At 61.0% G+C, this 19,517-nt stretch carries 18 protein-coding genes; 9 read left to right on the top strand and 9 right to left on the bottom strand.

Features of this window, described 5'->3' with window-relative positions:
- The first annotated feature begins 90 nt into the window (after positions 1–90).
- A complete protein-coding gene (locus I2I05_RS01995; RefSeq protein ID WP_196280524.1) occupies positions 91–1,194 on the top strand; it encodes a glycosyltransferase in 1,104 nt (367 codons plus the stop codon).
- A gap of 45 nt (positions 1,195–1,239) precedes the next feature.
- Here the strand turns inward: I2I05_RS01995 and I2I05_RS01990 are convergent, their stop codons facing one another.
- The 5 genes from I2I05_RS01990 to thrA all read right to left on the bottom strand — a co-directional run bounded on the left by I2I05_RS01990 (position 1,240) and on the right by thrA (position 8,255).
- Positions 1,240–2,532, bottom strand: coding sequence for a protoporphyrinogen/coproporphyrinogen oxidase (locus I2I05_RS01990; RefSeq protein ID WP_196280523.1), 1,293 nt, complete (start codon positions 2,530–2,532; stop codon positions 1,240–1,242).
- A gap of 134 nt (positions 2,533–2,666) precedes the next feature.
- On the bottom strand, positions 2,667–3,401 hold the full coding sequence (locus I2I05_RS01985) for a c-type heme family protein (RefSeq protein ID WP_196280522.1): 735 nt from the start codon (positions 3,399–3,401) through the stop codon (positions 2,667–2,669).
- Between the two features lie 46 nt (positions 3,402–3,447).
- Positions 3,448–4,746 carry a threonine synthase gene (gene thrC / locus I2I05_RS01980; RefSeq protein WP_196280521.1) on the bottom strand — a complete coding sequence of 433 codons (1,299 nt, stop codon included), beginning with the start codon at positions 4,744–4,746 and terminating at the stop codon, positions 3,448–3,450.
- A gap of 33 nt (positions 4,747–4,779) precedes the next feature.
- Positions 4,780–5,712 carry a homoserine kinase gene (locus I2I05_RS01975; protein WP_196280520.1) on the bottom strand — a complete coding sequence of 311 codons (933 nt, stop codon included), beginning with the start codon at positions 5,710–5,712 and terminating at the stop codon, positions 4,780–4,782.
- 98 nt (positions 5,713–5,810) lie between these two features.
- The gene (gene thrA, locus I2I05_RS01970) at positions 5,811–8,255 is read right to left on the bottom strand and encodes a bifunctional aspartate kinase/homoserine dehydrogenase I (protein WP_196280519.1); all 2,445 of its coding nucleotides are present in this window, start codon (positions 8,253–8,255) and stop codon (positions 5,811–5,813) included.
- A gap of 114 nt (positions 8,256–8,369) precedes the next feature.
- Here thrA and prfA point away from each other — a divergent pair, with 114 nt between their 5' ends.
- Both prfA and I2I05_RS01960 read left to right on the top strand, forming a co-directional pair.
- Positions 8,370–9,443, top strand: a complete 1,074-nt coding sequence (gene prfA / locus I2I05_RS01965) for a peptide chain release factor 1 (RefSeq protein ID WP_196280518.1) — start codon at positions 8,370–8,372, stop codon at positions 9,441–9,443.
- A gap of 80 nt (positions 9,444–9,523) precedes the next feature.
- Positions 9,524–11,065, top strand: a complete 1,542-nt coding sequence (locus I2I05_RS01960) for a hypothetical protein (protein WP_196280517.1) — start codon at positions 9,524–9,526, stop codon at positions 11,063–11,065.
- A gap of 32 nt (positions 11,066–11,097) precedes the next feature.
- Here the strand turns inward: I2I05_RS01960 and I2I05_RS01955 are convergent, their stop codons facing one another.
- Positions 11,098–11,703: a hypothetical protein gene (locus I2I05_RS01955; protein ID WP_196280516.1), complete on the bottom strand. Its 606-nt coding sequence runs from the start codon at positions 11,701–11,703 to the stop codon at positions 11,098–11,100.
- Positions 11,696–13,252 carry a 2,3-bisphosphoglycerate-independent phosphoglycerate mutase gene (gene gpmI, locus I2I05_RS01950; RefSeq protein WP_196280515.1) on the bottom strand — a complete coding sequence of 519 codons (1,557 nt, stop codon included), beginning with the start codon at positions 13,250–13,252 and terminating at the stop codon, positions 11,696–11,698. The genes I2I05_RS01955 and gpmI overlap by 8 nt, the downstream gene beginning before the upstream one ends.
- 172 nt (positions 13,253–13,424) lie before the next feature.
- On the opposite strand from gpmI, the gene I2I05_RS01945 reads away from it, so the two are divergent.
- The 5 genes from I2I05_RS01945 to I2I05_RS01925 all read left to right on the top strand — a co-directional run bounded on the left by I2I05_RS01945 (position 13,425) and on the right by I2I05_RS01925 (position 17,017).
- Positions 13,425–13,826 carry a DUF4783 domain-containing protein gene (locus I2I05_RS01945; protein ID WP_196280514.1) on the top strand — a complete coding sequence of 134 codons (402 nt, stop codon included), beginning with the start codon at positions 13,425–13,427 and terminating at the stop codon, positions 13,824–13,826.
- Positions 13,827–14,002: 176 nt separating this feature from the next.
- Positions 14,003–14,869, top strand: a complete 867-nt coding sequence (gene nadC, locus I2I05_RS01940; RefSeq protein ID WP_196280513.1) for a carboxylating nicotinate-nucleotide diphosphorylase — start codon at positions 14,003–14,005, stop codon at positions 14,867–14,869.
- Between the two features lie 132 nt (positions 14,870–15,001).
- Entirely contained in the window at positions 15,002–15,634 is a 633-nt protein-coding gene (locus tag I2I05_RS01935; protein ID WP_196280512.1) for a hypothetical protein, read from the top strand.
- An 88-nt stretch (positions 15,635–15,722) separates the two neighbouring features.
- Complete coding sequence (locus I2I05_RS01930; protein ID WP_196280511.1) at positions 15,723–16,079, top strand: hypothetical protein; 357 nt, start codon at positions 15,723–15,725, stop codon at positions 16,077–16,079.
- Positions 16,080–16,267: 188 nt separating this feature from the next.
- Complete coding sequence (locus I2I05_RS01925; RefSeq protein ID WP_196280510.1) at positions 16,268–17,017, top strand: ZIP family metal transporter; 750 nt, start codon at positions 16,268–16,270, stop codon at positions 17,015–17,017.
- A gap of 11 nt (positions 17,018–17,028) precedes the next feature.
- On the opposite strand, the gene I2I05_RS01920 is transcribed toward I2I05_RS01925, so the two are convergent.
- Together I2I05_RS01920 and I2I05_RS01915 are read right to left on the bottom strand one after the other, a co-directional pair.
- Positions 17,029–17,355, bottom strand: coding sequence for a chaperone modulator CbpM (locus tag I2I05_RS01920; protein WP_196280509.1), 327 nt, complete (start codon positions 17,353–17,355; stop codon positions 17,029–17,031).
- Positions 17,356–17,387: 32 nt separating this feature from the next.
- Complete coding sequence (locus I2I05_RS01915) at positions 17,388–18,317, bottom strand: DnaJ C-terminal domain-containing protein (RefSeq protein ID WP_196280508.1); 930 nt, start codon at positions 18,315–18,317, stop codon at positions 17,388–17,390.
- A gap of 591 nt (positions 18,318–18,908) precedes the next feature.
- Here I2I05_RS01915 and I2I05_RS01910 point away from each other — a divergent pair.
- Complete coding sequence (locus I2I05_RS01910) at positions 18,909–19,424, top strand: DUF6799 domain-containing protein (RefSeq protein WP_196280507.1); 516 nt, start codon at positions 18,909–18,911, stop codon at positions 19,422–19,424.
- The last annotated feature ends 93 nt before the right edge of the window (positions 19,425–19,517 follow it).

The following is a 19,517-nucleotide window of genomic DNA, read 5'->3' as shown; positions in this document are numbered from 1 at the left end:
AGCACTTAGCAATTGTAAAAACCAGCATTTATCCGATAGCAGCCATTGGGGCGGCCTGCGTATTCAAAGGATTCACCTTATGAATAGTGCATGCTGGCGGCGGGTATTTTCTTCGGGCTGTTTTTTGTGGTTTGCCTTGGGTTGCTGGTGCTGCTGTCCAGGCGCCAGCGGCCACGGCGGCGGGGAGTGCGGGCGCCCCGGCCGCGGGTGAGCATTCTGGTAGCGGCCCGCAACGAGCAGGCGTCCATTGAGCGCTGCCTGCGCTCGTTGGCGCAGCAGAAGTACCCGACCGGTCGCCTCGAAATCATCATTGCCGACGACCACTCCACCGATGCCACGGCCGCAGTAATAGAAGAATTCATCCGGGACAAGCCCCAGTTTCGACTGCTGCGGGTGCGCGAGCGACTGGGCTGCACCAAAGACAAAAGCAACGCGCTGGCTCACTTGTGTCGGGCCGCTACCACCAACTATCTGCTGTTTACGGATGCCGACATGGCCTTACCGCCCGATTGGGTGGCTACCATGCTGGCCGCCTTGGAGCCCGGCGTAGGCGTAGTCACGGGCATCACCACCGCCGAAGGCAATCTTTTTGGACGCTTGCAGGGGCTCGACTGGCTGTTTGGCCTCAATGTCATCCGGGTGCTGGCCGAACGGGGGCTGCCCACGTCCGCCATCGGCAACAACATGCTCCTTACCCGGGCCGCTTACGAAAGCATTGGCGGCCTGGAGAACATGCGGTTCAGCGTGAGCGAAGACCTCCAGATTTTTCAGAAAGTAGTGGCCCGGGGCTGGGGGTTCCGTCACCTGTGCGAGCCCCAGGCCCTTGGTATTTCGGAAGCCCAACCCAATTTTTCCGCCCTACTAAAGCAGCGCAAACGGTGGCTGAAATCAGCCAGCGGCCTGCCCTGGTACCTGACGGGCCTATTCGGGATGTACGCTACATTCTACACGGTGCTGTGCTGGCCGGGGCTGTTTCCGCTTTCCATTATTACCGGAATTTACCTGGCCAAAACGGGCTTTCAAACCTTGTTCCTGGCCATTACCCTGCGGCAAACCGGCCGGCGCGAGCATGTGGCCGTCCTGCTGCTCTACGAGTTGTACCTCTGCATCATGTCGGTAGCCGTGCTGGCCTATACACTCTGGCCCACCCGCCTGGAATGGAAAGAGCGGCGCTACACGCTAGCCGAAGCGTGAGCAGCCACGGGGCGAAGCAACCCTTTGCAAGCAAACAGGTCGCTACTATGCCAACAGCATTTCGGCAACCTCGCGGCCGGTGGCCAGCGCCGCGTTCAACGACGGATAAGCGGCCCAGTCGCCACAGCGGTACAGACCGTCGGCCAGTTTGAGAGACTGCCGCACAGGCTGGCCGGGCAGGTACACGGGCAGGGCCGCCGGGATGCGGTAGCTGCGCACATGTTCCCACTGCCGGGCGGCCGGCCCAAACCAAGCGGCCAGTTCGTCGCGCAGACCGGCTGTGAGCTCGGCTTCGGTCAGGCTGCGTTCGCCGTGCGTGCTGACGGAAATCAGGCTCCGTCCACTTGGCGCGTAGGCGGCACTCACATCGGCTGGAAAGCTTACGTTGTGGGCCAATGCCCCCGGCGTGGCGTTCAGGCGCAGCAGCTTATCGCCGCGGCCCGGCGAATTGCCATCGGCCGCAAAGTAGGTGCAAGTGGTGAGGCGCGCCGCTGTCGGAAAGCCGGTGGCCTGCACCATGCAGCCGTCGTCGGCATTGCCGCTGCGGCCGGCCAGAAGGCGCAAGGCGGTCAGGCCGTCGGTAGCCACCACCACGGCCGCGCCGTCCAGCACTTGGCCGGACTTGAGGCGCACCCGCGTGCCCTCCACCGCGGCCACCGGCGTGTTCAGCTGCACAGAGTTGGCGGGCAAGCGGCTCGCCAACTGCTCCGGTAGCTGCTGCATGCCCAGCGCGGGCACCGCGGCTTCGCCGGTCACAAACTGCTGGAACACGAATTCGAAAAAATTGCTGGCCGTGCTCAGCTCCCTGTCCAGAAAAACACCGCCAAAAAAGGGCTTGAAGAAGGTATTTATCATCTGCTCGCTCCAGCCGTAGCGTTGCAGAAAGGTGAGCGTGTTGGTAGCGGGGCGGGCCAGCAGCGCTTCGGGCGTGTGCTTGAGCACATGCCGCACCAGACTCACGATGCGCAGCTTATCCGGCAGGCTGCCAATGGGTGAAGTCAGCGCCGAAAAGGCGGATAGCGGGCGCTGCAAGGGGTTTTGCAGCGTGGTTTCGTGGCCATTGGCCAGGCGAATAACCGCTCCGGAGCGAAAGGATTTCAGCTGCAGGGCGCCGTAGTCAAAAATGCGCCGGGCTTCTGGGTAATTGGTGAGTAGCACCTGAAAGCCGCGGTCGAGCCGGAAGCCATCGGGCGTGGTGTCGGTGCGCACGCGGCCACCCACGGCATCGGCGGCATCGAGAATTAGTACAGGTCGGCCGGCCCGGTGCAGCCACGTGGCGCAGGCCAGGCCCGCCATGCCGGCCCCAACGATGATGATGGGTTTAGAGGAAGAAGTCATTCGTGGATTATGGGCGTGCAGAAGTTCACCCGTGAGAAGTCAATTATTTACCTACCGAACTGTTGCACCCTATTGGGGCGATAAACATTCCAATCTAGCCATACGTAGCCGACGGCCCAGCTGCTGAGCGAAGGTTAAAACAGCTTGGGCATTTTATGCTCCTTCCATTTTTTGCGCGTCTTCATGGTCCAGAATTCGGCCACGCCGTTGCGGCGCAGGCTCACCTGCCAGGCCCCCATTTGCTGGCCCATGCGGTAGCCCGTGGCCTGGTCCTGCGGAAACTGCTTTTTGATAACTGCGTAATCGGCCGCGGCAATGTCCTTGCCCACCTCGCCGTGGCAGCGCAGGCACAGCGCGTTGTTGAGCACAATGGGGCGCTGATAGAAGAAGACCTCCTGCGACTCGCGCCGGACGGTGCGCGTGGTGTCGGTACGCGTGGCCTCGGCGCTGAGGGCCATTTGTTGGGCTGCGTTGCGCGGCCGGGCACTCACGCGGCGGGGCGTGGCTTTCATCACCCCCGCCAGAGAGTCGACCAGTCGATATGTTTCGGGCCGGCAAAATTTGGCCGCACCGGCCACCCCGCCGGCCGCCAGCTCGCGGGCCAGCGTGCGGCGCAGCAGCGTATCGGCCGTGGCCGTGAGCGAGTCGCCGGCCCAGCGCGTGGCGCGCAGCAGGTCTTTGGGCATGATGCGCTTCACCTCCCAGTTGGCCGTTTCGATGCCGATGCGCTTGCTGTCCTTGAGGTGTTCGATTTGGTCGGGGCGGCAAGCGGTGGCGGCCGTTGCCACGGAGGCCACCAAGTAAAAGCGCGCGGCTACGCGCCGAGCACCAGCGGGCGTGGAGAGCAGACAAAAAATGCGATTGAACATCAAGGGGAGCATGCAATACAGACTGCAAACGTACCGAAGCACGTTTCTATTTCATCAGATAGGCTTTCAACTGTTCGTAATCAACCGCTAACGGCACACTTCGTTTGAGCCGATTTTGGAGTTGCGCCACCGCCTCCGGCATTGGAACGGCATGGCCCAGAATGGGCTCGACTACCTCGGGAAACTTGACGGGGTGGGCCGTGGCCAGAATCAGCCCTTCGGCCGCCGCGTGCCGGGCCTGGTAGCGGCGCAACGCCGTGTGGGCAACGGCCGCGTGGGGCTCCAGCAAGTACCCCTCCCGGGCCCACACCTCCCGGATGGCCGCCACGGTTTCCGCATCGGTCACGGTGTCGGCGCTGAGGGCGGCCCGCAGCTTGCCCAGGTCGTTTTCAAACAGCTCCAGGATGCGCACAAAGTTGCTGGGGTTGCCCACGTCCATGGCGTTGGAGAAGGTGGGCACGGCCGGGCGGGGCGCGTAGCTGCCCGTGCGCAGGTACACCGGCACGGGGTCGTTGGCGTTGCAGGCGGCAATGAAATGGCCCAGTGGCAGGCCCGATGCCTGGGCTAATAGCCCGGCGCACAAGTTGCCAAAATTGCCGCTTGGCACCGCCACCACCGGCGCGGGCGCTTCGGCGGGCCACTGCTGCCAGGCAAAGCAGTAATAAACCTGCTGCGGCAACCAGCGCGCCACGTTGATGGAATTGGCCGAGGTGAGGAAACGGTGCCGGGCAATTTCCCGGTCCTGAAACGCCTGCTTCACCAAGGCCTGGCAGTCGTCGAAGGTGCCGTTCACTTCCAGCGCCGTAATGTTCTGGCCCAGGGTGGTGAGCTGCTGCTCCTGCACCGGGCTCACCTTGCCGGAGGGATAGAGGATGACGACTTCTACCCCCGGCACGCCTAGGAAGCCGCTGGCCACGGCCCCGCCCGTATCGCCGGAAGTGGCTACCAGCACGGTTACAGGCGGTGTGTCGCCCTGCCGGGCAAAATAGCTCAGGCAACGGCTCATAAACCGCGCCCCCACGTCTTTAAAAGCCAACGTAGGCCCATGAAACAGCTCCAGAACCGATATGCCCGCCGCCATTGGCACAAGCGGAAACGCAAAGTCCACCGCCTCGGCACAAATGCGCTGCAACTCGCTTTCCGGAATGGTAGTGCCCACGTACGGCCGCATCACGTTCAGGGCCACAGTGGCTTTGCTCAGGTGGCGCAGCTCCCGCAGGAAACCTGGCTGAAACCGGGGAATGGTTTCGGGGAAGTACAAGCCGCCATCCGGCGCCTGCCCGGTAACGGTAGCCGTGCGAAAATCAACCAGCGGCGACTGGTGACGGAGGCTGTAGTATTTCATTGGGGGCTCATGAGTTGCAAAAGAACGTCCTGCTTACGCTTCCGAAATAACCTTCGCGCCTTCCGTGGCCACGGGCCCTACATACGTGTTGAACGCGATGCCCAGTTCGGCAAAAACGCTGCCCATCGCTTCTCCTACGGCCTGCGCGCTGGCCTCCGTCCTGTTCAGCATAAAAACCGACGGCCCCGAACCCGAAATACCGCCTCCAATGGCGCCGGCCGCCAGGGCACCCTTCCGTGCTTCGGCCAGGCCGGGAATGAGCGGCAGCCGCGCCGGCTCCACAATGTAGTCTTCCATCGAGCGGCCAATCAGGTCGTAGTCGGCCGTGAGGAAGCCGGCCACGAGCCCGGCCACGTTGGCCCACTGCCGCACGGCCAGGCCCAGCGGCACGGTCGCGGGCAGCACCTTTCGGGAATCGCTCGTTTTCACCTCAATCTGGGGGTGCACCACGGCCACCCACAGCGGCGGCGCCGGCAAAGCCAGGATATCCAGCACCGGCTCGAGGGCCCGCACCACGGTGAAGCCGCCAAAAATGGCGGGCGCGATGTTGTCAGCGTGTCGGGCGCCGGAGGCCACCAGCTCGCCGGCCATCGCAAAATCCACCAGCTGCATTTTCGTAAAGCGGTGGCCCAGCAAGGCATTGGCCCCCACCACCGCTCCCGCCGCGCTGGCCGCGCTGCTGCCTACGCCGCTGCCGGGTTTGATGCCTTTGATGATTTCTACATCGAAGCCAATTTGCTCCGGCACCTCCGCCAGCAGGGCCAGCAGCGCTACCCCGGCTACGTTTTGGGCCGGGTCGGTAGGCAGTCGGTACTGGTCAAGGTGTTGTATGCGCACGCCCGGCTCGGCGGTGCGGCAGATGCGAATAGTGTCGTACGGAGCGGCCAGGGCCAGGCCAAATACATCGAAGCCGCAGCCCAGGTTGGAGAGCGTAGCGGGCGAGTGAACCAGAACGGAATTGGGCATGAAGTAGCGCGGACTTTTAGTCCGCGAGTGAACAAATAAGTTAAAAGATGCGGTCACAAGCGCAAGGGTGGCGCAGACTAGCAGACTGAATGTCTGCGTTACAACCGCGCGGCCCGAACAATGTCGGCGAATACCCCCGACGCCGTGACTTCGGCGCCCGCGCCGGCTCCTTTCACCACGAGCGGCTGCTCCACGTAGCGGTCGGTGTAGAACAGCACCACGTTGTCTTTGCCGCGCAGGTCGTACAAATCGTGGCCGGGCGGAATTTGTTGCAGGCCCACGGCGGCGTGTCCGTCGGCATAGCGGGCCACAAACTTAAGGCGCGTGCCGGCGGCCGTAGCGTCATCGTAGAGCGCGCGGAAGTGCGCTTCGTGCGCCGCCAGCTGGGTGTAGAACGCTTCTACATCGCCCTCCAGGCAGGCGGGCGGCAGGAAGGAGTCGATTTCAATGTCGCTCATTTCCATCACCTGGCCGGCTTCGCGGGCCAGAATCAGGATTTTGCGGGCCACGTCGCTGCCGCTCAGGTCGAGGCGCGGGTCGGGCTCGGTGTAGCCTTCGGCCTGAGCCTGGCGCACCACATCGGCAAAAAGCCGGCTGCCGTCGTAATTGTTGAACACGAAGTTGAGCGTGCCCGAGAGCACGGCCTGCATGCGCCGCACCACGTCGCCGCTGCGCGTGAGGTCGTTGAGCGTGCCGATGACGGGCAGGCCCGCACCCACGTTGGTTTCAAACAAGAAGCTGGCGTTGAACTCCTTGGAAAGGCTTTTTAATTGAGCGTAGCTGGCGTAGTCCGACGACGCCGCCACCTTGTTGCAGGCCACCACGGCCACGCTTTTTTCCAACAGCCGGGGGTAGCAACGGGCGGCGGCGGGGTTGGCCGTCACGTCCACAAAAATAGAGTTCCGCAGGTTGCGCCCGATGATGAGCTGCGTAAACTCTTCCAGACTTTGGGCGGGCGCACCGGCCAGCTCTTCGGGCCAGGCCGTGAGGTCCAGGCCTTGCTCGTTCACCACGCAGTGGCGGCTGCTGGCAATGGCCACCACGCGCACCTGCAAGCCCAGGTTTTCGAGCAGGTGAGCCTGTTGCTTGGCCAGCTGCTCCAGCAGTTTGCTGCCCACGTTGCCGGGCCCGAGGATGAACAGGTTCACCTGCTTGTAAGTCGCCTCAAAAAACGCCTCGTGCAGCACGTTGATGGCTTTGCGCACATCGGCGGCCCGAATCACCGTTGAGATATTCTTCTCCGAAGCGCCCTGCGCGATGGCCCGGATGTTCACGCCGTTCTGCCCCAGTGCGCCAAATAGCTTGCCGCTGATGCCGGGGTGGTCCTTCATGTTGTCGCCCACCAGCGCCACAATGGCCAGCCCGCGCTCGGGCCGCAGCGGCTCGATGCGGCCGGCGGCAATTTCCCCGGCAAACTCTTCGTCTACCGCCACTTGCGCTGGTGCGGTGTCGGCTTCGTTCACGCCCACGCAGATGGAGTGTTCCGACGAGCTTTGGGTGATGAGTACCACGTTGATACGCTCCCGGGCCAGCGCCGCAAACAGCCGCATCGAGAAGCCGGGAATGCCCACCATGCCGCTGCCTTCCAGGTTGAGCAGCGTGAGGCTGCCGATGCTGGAAATGCCCTGCACCACGGCCGCCGTGTGGGGCGGCGTTACCTCCACCAGTGTGCCGTAATCGTTTGGCGCGAAGGTATTTTTAATCCACAGCGGAATGCCGCGCTTCATTACGGGCTGGATGGTAGGCGGGTAGAGCACCTTGGCACCGAAGTGCGAGAGCTCCATGGCCTCCTGGTAGCTGATGCGCGCAATGGCCCGGGCGCTGCGCACCAGGCGCGGGTCGGCGGTCATCATGCCGCTCACGTCGGTCCAGATTTCCAGCTTGTCGGCCCCGAGCGCAGCCGCCAGCAGGGCGGCGGTGTAGTCGGAGCCGCCGCGGCCGAGCGTGGTGGTGGTGCCGTTGGCATCGGCGGCGATGAAACCGGGCACCACCCAGATGGTCTGTTCGGTCTTGGCCTTGAAAAAGGCAACCTGGCGCTCGGTGGCCGCCGTGTTTACCTCGGCCATGCCGAAGCGCGAATCGGTGCGAATGAGCTGCCGGGCATCGGCCCACACGGCGTCCAGGCCTTGGGCTTGGGCTGCCGAAGCTATCAGGCGCGACGAGAGCAACTCGCCGTAGCTCATGAGCTTATCCAGGGTGCGCGGCGAGAGTTCGCCTAGGGCAAATATGCCGTCGCAGAGGCGCCGCACTTCAGCAAATTGGGCTTCGACAACTGCTTTCTCCACGCCCTGCTGCCCGTCGTGCAGCAGCTCGAGCGCGGCGCTTAAATGCCGCTGTTCCAGCTGGTCGAGGGTATGGCGATACGTGGCGTCGGCCATGGCCGCGGCGCTGCCGGTGCTAATTAGCGCATCGGTGGTGCCGCCCAAAGCCGATACCACCATGACGACGGGTCCTTGCGCGGCGGCCGCGGCGGCAATGGCCACGGATTTGCGGATATTTTCGGCGGAAGCCACGGAAGTGCCCCCAAATTTCAACACTTGCATACACTTCGGCCGCGGGGCGGTTAGTCAGGTCAAGTTCTGAATGAACGTCCGGCCTACATAGCGGTGTTTAGATTCAGTACCTTTGCAAACTAAAGACTAAATACCGAACACCCGATGCTTGATAAACTAGAAGCCATCAGCCAGCGCTACAATAACGTGAACGAGGAGTTGATGCAGCCCGACGTGATGTCGGACCTGAAACGCTACAAGGCCCTCAACAAGGAATACAAGGAGCTGGGCAAGATTGTGGCCGAGTACCGCAACTACCAAGGCGTGCTCAGCAACATCGAAAACGCTCGTCAGGTGATTTCGACGGAGAAGGACGAGGACTTCCGCCAGATGGCCAAGGACGAGCTCGACGAGCTGCAGCCCGAGCAGGAACGCCTCGAAGGCGTGATTAAAGACCTGCTGCTGCCTAAGGACCCAAACGACTCGAAGGACGTCATTATGGAAATCCGGGCCGGCGCGGGCGGCGACGAAGCGGCCATTTTTGCCGGCGACCTGCAGCGCATGTACATGCGCTTTGCCGAGAAGCAGGGCTGGAAAATGGAGCTCATCGACGCCATGGACGGCACCGCCGGCGGCTACAAGGAAATTATTGTGGCCGTACGCGGCGAAGACGTGTACGGCAAGCTCAAGTTTGAAAGCGGCGTGCACCGCGTGCAGCGCGTGCCGGCCACCGAAACGCAGGGCCGCATTCACACCAGCGTGGCTTCTATTGTGGTGATTCCCGAAGTAGAAGAATTCGACGTGGAGCTGAACATGAGCGACATCCGCAAGGACTATTTCTGCTCCAGCGGCCCCGGCGGCCAGTCGGTAAACACCACGTACTCGGCCGTGCGCCTCACCCACTTGCCCTCCGGCCTCGTGGCCCAGTGCCAGGACCAGAAATCGCAGCTCAAGAACTTCGATAAGGCCCTGGCCGTGTTGCGCTCCCGCGTGTACGACATGGAGCTGGCCAAGAAGAACGAAGCCGACGGCATCGTGCGCAAAAGCATGATTGGCGGCGGCGACCGCAGCGACAAAATCCGCACCTACAACTACCCGCAGGGCCGCGTCACGGACCACCGCATCGGCTATACGGTGTACAACCTGGCCAGCGTGATGGAAGGCAACGTGGACGACTTCGTGGAGCAGCTCCGCATCGCGGAAAGTGCCGAACGCCTGCAGGAAGGCGTAACCAAGTAAATCAAGTCGAGCGCCTGGCTCTGCAATACCATTCTGCCTTAATCGTTGCTGCGGGGCACCCTACGCCTGCGTCTCATTCTATGCGCCACCTCTTCCTGCTGTTTCTGATTATCAGCTGCTTGCTCACCTTCCTGCCCGGCTGCGAGCCCAAGGAGGATTTGTTGCAAACATCTGGCCGGTTGGAGTTTTCAGCAGATACGGTGTTGTTCGACACGGTGTTTACTACGGTAAAAACGGTTACGAAGCGCCTGTGGGTTTACAACCGCAACGGCGGCGCGGTGAAGACAAATATCAGTCTGGCCGGGGCGGCGGACGCCACTTTTTCCTTGGTTATCAACGGCGATGCGGGCCCGGCGACTAGCGCTACTATTCGGGGCCAGGACAGCCTGTTGGTGCTGGTGCGGGCCGTGCTGGGCGACAACGGCAGTGCGGCCAAGCCGTTTCTGCTCGTCGACCAGCTGCGTTTTTCCACGAATGGCAACGAGCAGGACGTGAAGCTGGTGGCCTACGGACAGAACGCCTACTTCCACCGCGCCGACTTCATTAGCAGCAACACTACCTGGGCCACCGATAAGCCGCACGTCATCATAAACACCGACGTAGTGCAGGGCAGCACCACGTTCTCGGTGGGCGTACAGGTCAATCCAAACGCCACGTTACGCATTCCTAAGGGCGCCCGCGTCTACTGCCACGCCGGCGCCACGCTGGTGGTAGCGGGTACGCTCTTGGTTAATGACACTTACACGCCCCCTAGCGGCCTGACTGATACGATAAAGGCGGACAACCGCGAGATTGTGCGCTTCCAAGGCGACCGGCTGGAGCCGTTTTATGCCGATGTGCCGGGCCAGTGGGCGGGCATCATATTCACCGAAACCAGCCGAGGCAACGTCATTCGCTACGCAGAAATCAAGAACGCCAATGCCGGCGTATTTCTCCTGAACCCCGAAAACCGCACCCCAAGGCCGGACATCGTATTGGAAAACACGGTTATCCGGAACATTTCCGGGTCCAATCCTTCCTACGTCAACAACATCAGCCTGCCGGGCGGCATCGTCAGCCTGTCGGGCGATGTGAAGGCCACCAACTGCCTAATTACCAACTGCGGCGAATACGCCGTGCTGGGCGTAGGTGGTGGAATTTATGACTTCAATTTTTGCACCTTTGCGAACTACACGCCGACCTTCCGCCGCGAAACCTCTTCGCTCACGTTCACAAACGAGAAGGCCACCGACCCCACCATCAAACTACCCCTGATACTGAACCTGCGCAATTCCATTCTGTGGGGTTCGAACCTGGGACCAAGCGGAATCGACGACGAACTATTCGTCAAGAACTACGCCGAGTACACATCCCTGGATATCCGCAACACGCTGTTGCGCACGAAAGAGTACGCCACCATTTCCGCCGTGGTGGGCAGCCCGAGCGACAACCTCCTCAATGTTGACCCGCTGTTTAAACGTACGCCAGCGAGTGGTTTCGGCCGGCCAGATTACAGCCTGCAAGCCACTTCTCCCGCCATCTCGCCCAAGCGGACTAAGTCCGGCACTGCGCCCGCTGCCGACATTCTTAACCTGCGACGCAGCGCTACCGACCCCAGCCTGGGAGCTTACGAGTCCAAGTAAACGCAGCTGTCTGGACAGGCTGCCTTTGCCAGCTATTCTACCCGCCCCGCGGCGGCGTAGTGCAGCGTGTCGAACAGCACCAGCTTCTGGGTTCCTACCACTTCGTAATGGCGCAGTTGGCCGTTTTGCAGCTGGAAGCGCAACTGTTTTTGGGCCGAAAACAGCGGGTTGCTCTGCACTATGGTGGCGGCTACTTCCTGTGCTTCGCGGCCTTGCTGCACCACCGTGAGGCGCGAAACGGGCGCGTTGGGTTGGCCGGGCAAGCGCGTGTAGGTGCGGCGGATTTGCCCGCCGGGCAGCGTAACCGAATCTACGGCGTACGCCCCGCGCAGGGCAGCCTTGTTGATATCAGCCTGGAAAAAAATCTGCAACTCGTCAGCCCATTTCACGGCGGGCACGCGCACGGTTTCGGAGGCGTTGCCGCGCACACTCACTCGTTTGGTAACGGCCGCCTGGCGCTGCGCCAACGCTTCAACCTGCTGCGTTACCAGCCCTTTTACATCAAAATAGAGGGGCCGGCGGGCAGCGGGTGCCGCCGGACCAGCATCACCACAGCCCGCCAAAACCACGCTTCCCACCAGCCAGCACCACCGGGCAGAGAATAGCACCCCACTCAGCTTTGCGATGGGCTTATACATTCGGCGCTGGGCTCGTAGCCGTTGCGGGGCGCAACAAGCTTTGGCCGGTCATTTCCAAGGGCTGGGGCAAGCCCATCAGTTCAAGAATGGTCGGCGCCAGGTCGCCGAGCTTGCCATCGGCCAGCGTGCCCACGTAGTCGTTGTCGGCCAGAATGCAGGGCACCAAGTTGGTGGTGTGCGCCGTATTGGGCGAGCCGTCGGCGTTGCGCATGAACTCGGCATTGCCGTGGTCAGCAATAATGATGCTGGCGTAGCCGGCGGCCAGCGCGGTTTCTACCACGGCGCGGGCGCAGGCATCGGTGGTTTCCACGGCTTTCACCACGGCTTCGAACACGCCGGTGTGGCCCACCATGTCGGGGTTGGCGAAGTTCAGGACCACGAAATCGGCCGCCCGCGCTTGCAGTTCCGGCACCAGAGCCGCCACCAATTCGGCGGCGCTCATTTCGGGCTGCAGGTCGTAGGTCGCCACCTTGGGCGAGGCCCGCATGATGCGCGTTTCGCCCTCAAAAGCAACTTCGCGGCCTCCGGAGAAGAAGAACGTAACGTGCGGATATTTCTCGGTTTCCGCAATGCGAATCTGCTTTTTGCCGTGAGCAGCCAGCACTTCGCCTAATGTATTGTTGAGGTTATCCGTTTCGAAAACCGGCGTGACGCCCCCAAAAGTGTCGTCGTAGTTAGTTAGCGTTAGGTAGTGCAGGTTCAGGCGCTTCATTTGGAAGGCGTGGAAATCCTGCTGCGTGAGCACTTCGGTGATTTCGCGGCCGCGGTCGGTGCGGAAGTTGAAGCACAGCACCACGTCGCCGTCCTGAATGGTGGCCAGCGGCTGGCCATCGGCCCCCGTCTTCACGATGGGCTTCAGAAACTCATCGGTCACGTCCTCTTTGTATTGCTCCTGAATGGTTTGAATCAGGTTTTGCGAAGGCGTGCCAATGCCGTTCACCAGCAAATCGTAGGCAACCTTCACCCGCTCCCAGCGGCGGTCGCGGTCCATGGCGTAGTAACGGCCTACCACGGAGGCAATTTTGGCGCCGCTGCGCTCCAGCGACTGCTCCAGCTCGTTCACGTAGCGCACACCGCTCTTGGGGTCGGTGTCGCGGCCGTCGGTGAAGGCGTGCACAAAGACACGCCGCACCCCGGCTTCGTGGGCAATGGTGCACAAGGCCTTCACGTGGTCGATGTGCGAATGCACGCCGCCATCCGACAGCAGGCCAATGAGATGTAGCGGCTTATCGTTGGCAATGGCGTACTCGAATGCTTTCACCAGCGCGGGCATCTGGCCCAGCTTGCGCTCCCGAATGGACTTGCCGATGCGCACCAGCTCCTGGTTTACCACGCGGCCGGCCCCGATATTCATGTGCCCCACCTCGGAATTGCCCATCTGGCCTTCGGGAAGGCCGACGGCTTCTCCTGAAGCCTGCAATTTGCTGTGCGGAAAACGCTGCAACAGCTCATGATAGAACGGCGTATTAGCCGCGTCCACTGCCGAAACCGTTGTATTCTGGGGAATTCCCCACCCATCCAGAATCACCAATAACACCTGTTTATTCATACTGCAAAGATACGGCTGCCTCGGCCATGGGTTGGAATTATCTACCTTCGCAACGCATTACACGCCTATATCTTTTCCCTAAGATTTTCGACTACAGAAAAAGGCATTCTTACTTCCTGGCACCATTTTAGCTTTAATTCTGACGCGGATGACGCATTTATTACCTTAATCAATGAAACGTTATTTCTTTAAGACCCTATTTTTAAGCTGGCTATTCCTGTTCGGTTTTGTCGCGGCACACGCGCAGTCCGAAAACCTTGGGGCCATTCGCGCGGCGTTGCGCAACGGCTCTTCCCGGGAGTTATCGCAATACCTCGCCCCCACCGTTGAAGTTGGGTTTGATGGCGACAAGAAGGGCTACAATGCCACCCAGGCCGAGATTGTCATCAAAGACTTCTTTGCGAAAAATGCTCCCAGCGCCTTCGAATTCATTCACCAGGGCGAGAGCAAAGAAGGCATTCAATACGCCATTGGCCGTTACACGGGCCGTAGCGGCGTGTACCGTGTGTTTGTGAAGCTCAAGCCCTCCAAGGGTGCCCCGCAGATTGACACGTTGGATTTCACGAAGGAATAACCCTTGAATCAGCTATACGGAAGCCCCGACCTGCACTGGTCGGGGCTTTTTTGTGCTCGCTATTTCCGCTGAATTAGGTGCGCGCCGAGCCGGTTTTTCCCGGCGCTACATATCTGTTTTAACGCGGGCGTTCCGTCCGGTTTTATTCGCGAAGACAAGGGCCGTACCTTTGTCCTGTGCAAACTCCCACCCCATCCTATCTCACTCCCGAAGCGCTGACCACCTTCATCCGCACGGCCCTGGCCGAGGACGTGGGCGACGGCGACCATTCGGCCCTTTCCTCCATTCCGGCCGATGCCCGCAACCGGGCCCACCTGCTGGTAAAGGGCGAAGGCATTTTGGCCGGCGTGGCGCTGGCGCCGCTGATTTTTAGCGAAGTTGACCCAACGCTGACCATGAACGTGCTGCTGACCGACGGAACGCTGGTCAAGCACGGCGACATTGCCTTCACTGTAGAAGGCCCGGCCCGGAGCATTCTCACAGCGGAGCGCTTGGTACTCAACTGCATGCAGCGCATGAGCGGCATTGCCACCTACACGGCCTACCTCAACACGTTGCTGGCCGGCACCAAGGCCAAGCTACTTGACACCCGCAAAACCACCCCCAACTTTCGCCTTTGCGAAAAGTGGGCCGTGCTCATTGGTGGCGGCGTTAACCACCGCTACGGGCTGTTCGACATGATTATTCTGAAGGACAACCACGTGGACTATGCCGGCGGCGTGGCCCAGGCCATCCGGGCCAGCCGCGCCTATTTGGCCAGTACCGGCCGGCAGATGCCCATCGAAATTGAAACCCGTTCCCTCGAGGAAGTGCAACAGGTGCTGAATGCCGGGGGCGTTGACCGCATCATGCTCGACAACATGGACGCCGAGCTGCTGCGGGAGGCCGTGGAGTTGATTAACGGCCGTTTTCCCACCGAAGCCAGCGGCGGCATCACCGAGCAAACCATTGCCGGCGTGGCCAGTACCGGCGTCGATTACATCTCCGTGGGAGCCCTCACCCACTCGGTTAAAAGCCTGGACTTAAGCTTAAAAGCGTATTAAATTAAAAACGTCATGCAGAGCGCAGCGAAGCATCTCGCGTGCAGCAGTGACTCAGTTGATTGAATTACTAATGCACGCGAGATGCTTCGCTGCGCTCTGCATGACGTTTCGACGTTACTCACCAGTTTTACAATGAACCAACCCAACCAACGTGGCGGTGGCGGCGGCTTCCGCCAGGCCCAGCAGGCTTCGCCGCTGGCTATTCGCACCAAGAAAACCCAGTTTGACACCAATACTTACACCCGCCTAGCCATGGCCGAGGTCTGGAAAAAAGATTGGATGTATGCCCTGATTCCGTTTGCGCTGGGCTTGTTGCCCGCCATTTTCGTGCACTCGTGGTGGTGGCTGGCGCTGGCGGTGGTGCTCACCGTGCTGTTTGTGCTGTTTCGTTCGGCGCAGGTAACCGGCGTGACCCAGATGGAGCAAAGCAAGCCGCTGTTTGAGCGCATGAGCTTTGAAATGGACCAGAAGCAACTGCTGATGCGCGTCGGCCCCGAAAAGGAAGGCAAGGCTATGCAGCTGACCTGGGACATGATTGGCCGTGCTCGCCGCGATGCCGACGCCTACCTGCTGTACCTCAAGCCCGGCACCCCACCCGAGGGCCTGGCGCCCTGGCGCAAGTGGCTGGCCCGTGCCTTCGATGTGCCCGTGTTCCTACATTTGCCCCTGCGCATCTTCAATTCGCCCAACGACTTGAAGCTGTTTGAATCGCTGCTGCGGCGCAAGAACCTCTTGCCAGCTGATACCGCAGCCGCAACCGTATAAGGGCGCGGGCGGTTAACTAGACTGCCCGGCTGCCAAAACACCGGTTGTTACTTTTCTCCGAACTCCATACCTGCTAATTTTTCTTCTGATGAAATTGACCCACACTTTGTTGCTGGCCCTGGCCACTGCCTCCCTGGCCTTGTCTTCGTGCAGCAGCGAGCCCTCTGACTGGCGCCCCGACGACAAAGTATCCCTGGACATGGTGGCGCCCGGCACCCGCGTTTCCGATAACTTCGACCAACACACCGAGCACGCCCCCAACCAAGCCAAAGGCGGCGCCATCACCAAGCCCATCAGCTCGGCAGCCGATTTGGATGCACGCCCAGCTCCGGCTGCCAAGGCGGCAATGTCGGCCAATGCCGAAGAAGGCCTGCGCAAGCGCGGCAAGCTGAACGACGCCGGCAAGTCGGGCCAAGAGGCCGACAGCGCCCGCAAAGCCGACTAGCGGCGCCGCTGGTCCGCCAGAACCGTTGTAACTCTCGTTTGGGTGGCAGCTTTGCCCGCCGGCTGGCGGTGGCAAAGCTGCCGCTGTTTTTGAGTGAGCAAGCAGGCAAGGAGTAAGTATGGCGCGGCCTGTTGAGGCCGGCGCCCTGTTGCTCCGGCCGGCCTTGCTCATTCCTCATTCCTTCTTGCATGGGGTTTGCTATTTTTCTGCTGCTGCTGACGGTGCTGGGCGCGGGCGCGGCCGCCGCGTGGGTTCCGGTAGCGCGCGGCAGCCAGTGGCTGAAGCCGTTGCTGGCTTTTAGCGGCGCGTATTTGTTTACGCTCACCGTCACGCACATTTTGCCGGAAGCGCTGCAAATGCTGCCTACGCACCCCGAGCGGGTGGGCTATTGGGTGCTGGCCGGTTTTTTTGGGCAATTGTTGCTCGAAGTGCTTTCGCAAGGCGTGGAGCACGGGCACGTGCACCACGAAGCCGCCCACGGTCCGCACGATGCCGCGGGGCGGGTACCATTTCTGCTACTGGCCGCATTGGTCGTGCACTCTTTTCTGGAAGGCAGCATCTTGGTGCACACTCCCGAAGTGGGCCAGATGAGCCAGAATTTTTATGCCATCGTGGTAGGCGTGGCGCTGCACCACGTGCCGGCCGCGTTTGCGCTGGCTACGCTGCTGCGGCTGCGGCTGGGCAATTTCAGGCGGGTGTGGCCGTGGCTGCTGGTATTCGCCCTGGCTTCGCCGGTGGGCATTTTGTTCAGCAACTACGTGGTGCTGTCGGAGTTGCTGAGTGGCGGGCTGTACGCTGCCTTGCTGGGCTTGGTGGCCGGCAACTTCCTGCACGTTTCCACCACCATACTCTTTGAGACCAGCCCGGAGCACCGGCTCAACTGGCCCAAGCTGGGCGCTACGCTGGGCGGCTTGCTGCTGGCGCTGGCCGTGGCGTAATTGCTGGCGAGCTAATTAAAATCTAATACCGGGCTGCTGCCCCGCAAGAAATTTTCCAGCTGGCGGGCGCGAGCCTTCTCGTACTCCAGGGTGGCCTGCAGCCGCACCAGCCGCCGGCGCATGGCCATGATAACATCGAGCGCCTCGGGCGACAAGTCCAGTTCGTGGTGCAAGCGCACCAGGCGCGGCAGCTCGTCCGGCTCATCAATGATAACGGCCTCGGGCGTGGGTGCGGGGCGCAGCAAACCGGCTTGCAGAAACTCGTGTACGACACCGACCCCTAAGCCGTAGCGCGCCGAACACTCCTGAAAAGTAAGGGTAAGAATGTGCGTTTCCATAACAATAAGGCGACGGATTATGCTTCGGGCTCCTACTCGGCAGAGCGGAGCGCGGCCAGCTGCTGAATCAACTCCTTTTCCTGCGCCGTCAGGTGCTGGGGTAGCGTGAGATTAAGGCGCAGGTAGAGGTCGCCAAACTCCCCGGGCTTCTTGTAAATGGGAAAACCCTTGCCGCGCAGGCGCAGGCGAGTTCCATTCTGGGTTTCGGGCTTGAGCTTAATTTTTACGGAACCGCTAAGGGTCTCCACGGTTTGCTCGCCGCCCAGCAGCGCCTTGTAGATGCTGACGGGCACGTCTTGAGTCAGGTCGTCGCCAGTACGGGCGTAGCGGGAATCGGGCTGAATGCGGAAGGTGATGAGCAGCGAGCCGTTGGGGCCGCCATGGCGGCCGGGGCCGCCTTGGTCGCGCAACCGGATGGTCTGCCCATCGGCCACGCCCGGCTGGATGGTGAGGCGCAGGTTTTTGCCATTCACCGTGACGGTGCGCGGGCCGCCGTGGTAGGCTTCTGCCAGCGTCAGCTCCAACTCGGCTTGGTAGTCGGGCCCGGCGCCGGGGCGACTGCCGCCCGCCCGGCCACCGCCCATCTTGCCAAACAGCGAGCCGAAGAAATCCGAGAAGTCTTCTCCTTCGTCGAACCGGCCGCCTTCGCCAAAGCCGCCGCCCTGCGTGTACTGGCTCCAGTCGAAGCCACCGCCGGGCTGGCCGCCGCGGCCCGCGCCGCTGGGCTGCTGCTGGTAGCGCTGCCAGTCGGCCCCAAACCGGTCGTATTTCTTTCGTTTTTCGGGGTCGCTGAGGACTTCGTTCGCCTCGTTGAGGTCTTTGAACTTCCGCTCGGCCTCCTTGTCGTTGGGGTTAATGTCGGGATGGTGCTGGCGGGCCAACTTGCGGTAGGCCTTCTTGATTTGCTCAGGCGTCGCATTTTTTTCCACGCCCAGCACCTTGTAATAGTCTTTGTAATCCACAGCGTGCGTTTTTTGAGTGCTTTTGAATACGAAACCGCTTGCCAGATGCTTCCTGCCATCGCTGGGGTCACAAAATCCATTTTACGGAAATCATGCACCCATTATCGAACATGCGAATTGTTTCCGCTACTGAATACGGCTCCGGTGGCTTTGGGGCTACTTCCCTGAAGGTACGTGAATAGGTTGAAGAGAAATTGTAGTTTAAAAAGGCGTTTTCTTTCCTGGCACGCCCGGCAGTTACACCGAAGCGGGAATCCGTAGGCCATTCATTACTCGTAACCATTAAACAGCCGCCACCCAAGACCCGAGCGTTGAGGTGACGGCAAATAACCTCGTCAGTAGGCTGTACAAGCACATCTAGCTTTCCATTCCCGAGTTCGGGCCGGGCTTGTTTAAGACCGTCACGTATTCTTTGCAACTGCCCAAACTCCATTTAACGTAGTAAATTTGTATCCCTGTGAAAACTTGGCCCCGGTTTTGCATTTAACAATTATCCGCAGATGCAGTCCTTTTACTAAGCGCCATGCCCTCCGCGACTCACATTAATTAATAATCGTTTTTCTTTTTACGCTTCTCTATCCCCAAATTCCCATGAATTTTCGTTTTCTCTTCGGCTGCATTCTATCGCTAACGCTGCTGGGCGGGACTATGGCCCAGGCCCAAACTCGCGTGGCGCCACGCAAGCCCGGCGGTGTAGCCCCCAAGGCTCGGCTGGTGTCCAAAGGCGCTGGGTTGAAAGATGGCCTCACCATGAAAGATGGTCGGATTGTGCTCACCGAGCTGGGCATCACCAACCCAATTACGGCCGATAAAAAGCTGGTGAATGGCACCGTTATTTCGCCAACTGGCCTCGTAACGGCCAAAGACAGCAGCACCATTCAAATGGCTGAGGGCGATTTGGTTTCCCTCACGGGCCGGGTCACCACCCGCCGGTCCATTGTGGAGGCCGACAGCCTGCTCAAAATCAAAACCTTCGACCTGAGGTACCCCGGCAAGCGCAAGAAAATGGAAGAAGAAGCCGAGCGCAAAGCCAAAGTCAAAACCAAGCTCGCCGAGGACAAAGCCAAAGCCGCCGAGAAGCGCGCCAAAGCCAACGCCCGCCGGTAGCCGCACCGGGACTCGCGTACCATACGCCGCCACGCCTATGGGCTGGCGGCGTTTTTTTTGGTGGCGGGTGTGGTAGCGGCGCATGGGCGGGTC

Origin of the sequence: Hymenobacter jeongseonensis, from assembly GCF_015694725.1 — a bacterium.
Lineage (GTDB): Bacteria > Bacteroidota > Bacteroidia > Cytophagales > Hymenobacteraceae > Hymenobacter > Hymenobacter jeongseonensis.
The sequence above is the reverse complement of the archived record's forward strand: the minus strand, read 5'-3'. Positions and strand labels throughout refer to the sequence as shown.

Excerpts from the sequence above, each read along its gene's own strand:
- I2I05_RS01990 (WP_196280523.1), bottom strand. The coding sequence starts at position 2,532 with ATGACTTCTTCCTCTAAACCCATCATCATCGTTGGGGCCGGCATGGCG.
- I2I05_RS01930 (WP_196280511.1), top strand. The coding sequence starts at position 15,723 with ATGAAATTGACCCACACTTTGTTGCTGGCCCTGGCCACTGCCTCCCTG.
- I2I05_RS01920 (WP_196280509.1), bottom strand. The coding sequence starts at position 17,355 with ATGGAAACGCACATTCTTACCCTTACTTTTCAGGAGTGTTCGGCGCGC.
- I2I05_RS01925 (WP_196280510.1), top strand. The coding sequence starts at position 16,268 with ATGGGGTTTGCTATTTTTCTGCTGCTGCTGACGGTGCTGGGCGCGGGC.
- I2I05_RS01910 (WP_196280507.1), top strand. The coding sequence starts at position 18,909 with ATGAATTTTCGTTTTCTCTTCGGCTGCATTCTATCGCTAACGCTGCTG.
- I2I05_RS01945 (WP_196280514.1), top strand. The coding sequence starts at position 13,425 with ATGAAACGTTATTTCTTTAAGACCCTATTTTTAAGCTGGCTATTCCTG.
- thrA (WP_196280519.1), bottom strand. The coding sequence starts at position 8,255 with ATGCAAGTGTTGAAATTTGGGGGCACTTCCGTGGCTTCCGCCGAAAAT.
- I2I05_RS01985 (WP_196280522.1), bottom strand. The coding sequence starts at position 3,401 with ATGTTCAATCGCATTTTTTGTCTGCTCTCCACGCCCGCTGGTGCTCGG.
- I2I05_RS01975 (WP_196280520.1), bottom strand. The coding sequence starts at position 5,712 with ATGCCCAATTCCGTTCTGGTTCACTCGCCCGCTACGCTCTCCAACCTG.
- I2I05_RS01935 (WP_196280512.1), top strand. The coding sequence starts at position 15,002 with ATGAACCAACCCAACCAACGTGGCGGTGGCGGCGGCTTCCGCCAGGCC.
- prfA (WP_196280518.1), top strand. The coding sequence starts at position 8,370 with ATGCTTGATAAACTAGAAGCCATCAGCCAGCGCTACAATAACGTGAAC.
- I2I05_RS01995 (WP_196280524.1), top strand. The coding sequence starts at position 91 with ATGCTGGCGGCGGGTATTTTCTTCGGGCTGTTTTTTGTGGTTTGCCTT.
- I2I05_RS01960 (WP_196280517.1), top strand. The coding sequence starts at position 9,524 with ATGCGCCACCTCTTCCTGCTGTTTCTGATTATCAGCTGCTTGCTCACC.
- I2I05_RS01955 (WP_196280516.1), bottom strand. The coding sequence starts at position 11,703 with ATGTATAAGCCCATCGCAAAGCTGAGTGGGGTGCTATTCTCTGCCCGG.
- thrC (WP_196280521.1), bottom strand. The coding sequence starts at position 4,746 with ATGAAATACTACAGCCTCCGTCACCAGTCGCCGCTGGTTGATTTTCGC.
- gpmI (WP_196280515.1), bottom strand. The coding sequence starts at position 13,252 with ATGAATAAACAGGTGTTATTGGTGATTCTGGATGGGTGGGGAATTCCC.